Source organism: Micromonospora orduensis, from assembly GCF_006228125.1.
GTDB lineage: Bacteria > Actinomycetota > Actinomycetes > Mycobacteriales > Micromonosporaceae > Micromonospora > Micromonospora orduensis.
Genome location: NZ_VDFY01000123.1, coordinates 1 through 3596, shown reverse-complemented (window position 1 = coordinate 3596; position 3596 = coordinate 1). Strand labels below are relative to the sequence as shown.

The 3596-nt window shown below is 70.9% G+C and carries 3 protein-coding genes and 1 pseudogene; 1 reads left to right on the top strand and 3 read right to left on the bottom strand.

Annotation, left to right across the window (positions count from 1 at the left end):
• Positions 1 to 3: 3 nt before the first annotated feature.
• On the bottom strand, positions 4 to 1584 hold the full coding sequence (locus tag FHG89_RS09870) for a Rieske 2Fe-2S domain-containing protein (protein WP_139584072.1): 1581 nt from the start codon (positions 1582 to 1584) through the stop codon (positions 4 to 6).
• 132 nt (positions 1585 to 1716) lie between these two features.
• Positions 1717 to 2583: a tetratricopeptide repeat protein gene (locus FHG89_RS09865; RefSeq protein ID WP_139584071.1), complete on the bottom strand. Its 867-nt coding sequence runs from the start codon at positions 2581 to 2583 to the stop codon at positions 1717 to 1719.
• A gap of 92 nt (positions 2584 to 2675) precedes the next feature.
• Between FHG89_RS09865 and FHG89_RS09860 the strand changes: the two genes are divergently transcribed.
• Positions 2676 to 2897: a DUF2631 domain-containing protein gene (locus FHG89_RS09860; protein WP_139584070.1), complete on the top strand. Its 222-nt coding sequence runs from the start codon at positions 2676 to 2678 to the stop codon at positions 2895 to 2897.
• 81 nt (positions 2898 to 2978) lie between these two features.
• Here FHG89_RS09860 and FHG89_RS09855 read toward each other — a convergent pair.
• Positions 2979 to 3596, bottom strand: a pseudogene (locus FHG89_RS09855) (DivIVA domain-containing protein); the annotation flags it as partial.

Here is a 3596-nt window from a genome sequence, read left to right as displayed (position 1 = left end):
GGGTTAGATCGCGGCTTCGCCGGCGGGGGCCGGGGTTTCCGCGTCCACGCGATGGGCTCGCACCTTGTGGCCCACGCTGGTGAGGCAGCGGCCGCTCGGCAGGTCGAAGCGCCAGCCGTGCAGCTGGCAGGTGAGCTGGTCGCCCTCGACGATGCCGAAACGGGTCAGGTCGGCCTTCAGGTGCGGGCAGCGCCGCTGCACCACCCAGTCGCCCAGGGTGATGTCCTCGGCGTCGGTGGTGCGCTCGTGCTCGTCGTACCAGCCCTCGGCGTACTGGAGCCGCTCCTCGGACAGGCACTTGAAGAACGCGTAGACGAACTCGTTGTACTGGCCGATCCGGGCCGCCGAGAACCGGCAGGACAGGAAGAGCGAGTTGACCCAGTCCACCTCGTCGATGAAGAGCAGGTGCTCGATCAGCGCCCGCTCGGTCCGGAACCGGTAGCGGACCTTCTCGTCGGCGTACGGCCGGACCTCCTTGCCCGGGAAGTCCACCACGATCGACTCGACGCTCTCGCCGTCGTAGCCGACCAGGTCGAAACGGACCGGGCCGCCGACCCCCTTGGCCAGGTAGATCGACTCGTCGAGCAGCGGCTCGATCCGACGCTTCATCTCCCCGAGCACGTCCACCTCGGGGTGCCGCCAGGACGCCTTCTCCACCTCGATGATCGGGCGCTTGCGCTCCCGCATCTCCTCCAGGTGGGCGACCTTGTTCGCGAAGAACTCCTGCACCGGCACCGGGTGGGTGGTGCTCGCGCCCTCGGTGGTGACCTCCGCGACACTCCCCGGCAGCAGCACGATCCCGTTGGTGCCGCCGACCTTCGCGTACTCCGACAGGAAGACCGACTGGTCGGGGAAGATGTTGCCCTCGTCGCCGTGGATGTCGTTGAACTGCCACAGCGCGTCGTCGAGGAAGCACGGCGGGCCGGCGATCGGGAAGACGTGGTCGGCCTTCAGGTCGTCGATGTAGCGCCACGTCCGGTCGAACTGCCGGTCGCGCTTCTGCTTGCCGAACGCCGTCTTCGCCGCCTGCGGCAGCTCGTAGACCATCGGATACCAGATCGCGCCGGAGAACTGGAGCAGGTGCGCGTGCACGTGCCCCAACTCGGCGAACACGCTCAGGTCGGTGGGGCGGGCGTCGTTCTGGTTGAGCAGCCGCACCCCGTCGTACTCCACCCAGAGCGACGAGTCGCCGATCGGGCCGTCGGTCGGGCTGGTCAACGCCTGGATCATGACCTTCAGGCCGCCGGGCAGCTCCACCACCTGCTCGTTGGGCGCCTTGAGGAACTTCGTGAAGCCCAGCGCCCGGAACTCGTCCTCCATCTCCGAGGTGGGGAACTCGGGCAGCAGGACGGTGGCGTCCTTGGAGACGAAGTCCCGCAGGTGCTTCGCGTCGAAGTGGTCCCGGTGCAGGTGGGAGACGTACAGGTAGTCGACCTGCCCCAACGTCTCCCAGTCGAGCAGGGAATTGTCCGGGAAGGGGAACCACGAGGCGAAGTACGCCGGGTTGACCCACGGGTCGCACAGGATGCTGCCCGCGGCCGTGTCGATCCGCATACTGGCGTGCCCGGTTCCGGTCACTCGCACCGCACAGTCCCCCTCAAACAGACAATCAGGTGTACGCCAAACGCTACCGGAGGGAGTCTGACCGCCGCCCCGCGACGCCGGTAGTGCCGTTCCGCCCGCCCTCAAGGGGTCGGAAGGCCCGCCCGCCGCCGGTCAGTTCGCGGCCGGAGACGTCCAGCTCCGACGGGACGGGGCGGCCGCGCGCCAAGCGTCCATCAGGCGGGGGATCTCGTCGGCCGGGGCCGCCACGTTTACCTGCTGCGCGCCACCGACCTGGTGGTCCGGGTCCTGCGACACGTTCCCCTCGCTGCAGCAGGAGCAGATGAGCTGCACTCCGCTGGCCGGCTCCGCCGCGTACCCGTGCTCATCGAACAGCGCCGCCAGAGCCCGGACGTCCTCCGGCGTCTCGGCCGTGACGTGGACGGTGGCTGTCGGCAGCGTGGACGCCCGGAACAGCAGCAGCTCGTCGAAGACGGAGTACGTCCGTCCGTTCACCACGCGCTCCCCGTTCGGCGCGCCGTCGTGCACCACGACCTCACCGAACCGGCGGCCCGACTCCGGGGTCGGCACGTTCAGCACCCGGGCTCGGGTGGGGCAGAGCCGCTGCGCCCAGACCACCTCATTGTTGCCGGCCGGACCGAGTCGGATCGGAGTGACTCCGAAGTCCGCGACGATCTCGCCGTCGCCGTCCGGCACGGTCAGTCCGAAGCCGCGCCAGGCGTACCGGGCGGTCGCCCAGTCCTCCATGATCGTCGCCGCGATGCCGAGGTTCCAGAAGGCCGGGTCCTGCGCGTCGCGGTCCGCTCGGGCGGCCGCCTCGCGGCCCAGCTCATACGCCTTCGCCCAGTTACGCAGGAACTTGTACGCCAGCGCCGCGTCGTACCACCAGACCCCTGCCCTCGGGTGGTCGGGGTGCCGCCGCACCAACCGCTCCAGCAGCTCGCCCGCCTGCAGCCAGTCCTCGGACTCCCACGCCTCGTAGGCTGCCTTCAGCAGCTCCCGATCCTCCTCGCGGGTCACGTCGTCCCCTCCATCTGGTCGGACCCTGCGCCGGGCCCGGCACGAGGCGTGCCAGACTAACCAAAGATCCGATCGCGAGGGAAGGACCGACAGTGGCAGGAAGCGAGCCGGTAACGTCGCCAGACCAGCACAAGCCCGGGCACCGGAAGGCCGGGCGCATCGGCGCGGTGCTGTCCGCGCTGGCGCTGCTGGCGATGGTCTGCGGCAACCACGAGGGCAGGGTCGAGGACATCTGGCTGGTCGGCCTGGCCGCGCTGCTGCTGATCATCGTGATCGGCGACGCCGTGCTGCGGCGCAACGGTCTGCGTTCCTGACCCCGCCGGACGACCCGGTCGACGTACGACGAGGGCCCGCCCCCACCCGGGGGACGGGCCCTCGTCGCGTACGCGTCGGGCTCAGCGCCCGAACAGGATGTCCTGCACGTCCTTGAGGGCGGCGTCGACCTCAGCCTCGAAGTAGCCGCCGGGCACCAGGCCGAACCGGAGCGTGTCCAGGTCCTTCGGGTCGACAGGCATCGGGTTGCGGCGCTGCATGCCACCGAGCAGGGTCTCGAAGAACCGGTCCACCTGGTCCGGGTCGTACCCGCTGCCGAACCGGCGCACCTGGAAGCTGCGCCGGATCTGGTCGACCCGGTACAGGTCGCTGCCGGGCGGACCGGCCATCGGCGGGCCGGCCACCGGCGGGCCGGCGACGGCGGGCGGGCCGGCCATCGGCGGACCACCGATGCCCGGCTGCGGCATCGGCGGCGGACCGGCCGGACCACGGCGCATGTCACGCAGGTCCCGTTCCGGCATCCGGATCTCGGCGGTCATGTCGGCGCGACCGTGCCGGCCGGCCTCGAAACCGTCGAAGCGCGGCTCCTCCGGCGGGTAGCCGCCGGACGAACGCGGGTCGTCGGGCGGCCCGTAGCCGCCGGGCATCCGTTGGTCGTCCGGAGGGCCGTACCCGCCCGGCATCCGCTGGTCGTCCGGGGGGCCGTAGCCGCCGGGGCCGGCGGGCAGGCCACGCGGGGG